General features: G+C 64.1%; 1 protein-coding gene. It reads right to left on the reverse strand.

Annotation, left to right across the window (positions count from 1 at the left end; translation table 11 throughout):
- On the reverse strand, positions 1-878 hold an 878-nt coding region (locus AC0L27_RS41065), incomplete at both ends, for an efflux RND transporter permease subunit (RefSeq protein WP_473323784.1).

Genomic DNA, 878 nt, shown 5'->3' on the forward strand with positions numbered 1-878 from the left:
AACTGGCGGTAGATGATGCCGACCGAGCCCGGGAAGAACGCCATCGGCACGAACACGGCCATCAGCACCAGCGTGATGCCGATGATGGCGCCGGTGATCTGCGACATCGCCTTCCGCGTCGCTTCCTTTGGCGGCAGCCCCTCCTCGGCCATGATGCGCTCGACGTTCTCGACCACCACGATGGCATCGTCAACGAGGATGCCGACAGCGAGCACCATGCCGAACATCGAGAGCATGTTGATGGAGTAGCCGGCGAGCAGCAGCGTGGTACAGGCGCCCAGCAGCGCCACCGGCACCACGATGGTCGGAATGATGGTGTAGCGGATGTTCTGCAGGAACAGGAACATCACCACGAACACCAGCACGATGGCTTCGACCAGCGTCGACAGCACCTTCTTGATCGAGGCCTCGACCACGGGCGTGATGTTGTAGGGAATCTCGTAGCCGATATTGGCCGGGAAGAAGCGAGACAGCTCCTTCATCTTCTCTTCGACGGCGCTCGCGGTCGCCAGCGCATTGCCGGTCGGCGACATCAGCACGGACAGACCGGCGGTCGGCTTGCCGTCGAGACGGGTGTTGAACTGGTAGCTGAGACCGCCGACCTCGATGCGCGCGACGTCGCGCAGCCGCACGGTCGAGCCGTCGGCATTGGCGCGCAGGATGATGGTGCCGAATTCATCCGGAGACGAGAGCTGGCCCTTGACCAGCACCAGCGCGGAGGTGCGCTGGGTCGAGGTCGACGGCTCGGCGCCGATGCTGCCCGAAGCGACCTGCGCGTTCTGCGCGGCAATGGCCTTGTTGACGTCGTCGGCGGTCAGGCCATAGCCGACCAGCTTTGCCGGATCGACCCAGACGCGCAAGCTGCGTTCCGTCGAATA

Source organism: Bradyrhizobium sp. Ken51 (assembly GCF_055807435.1).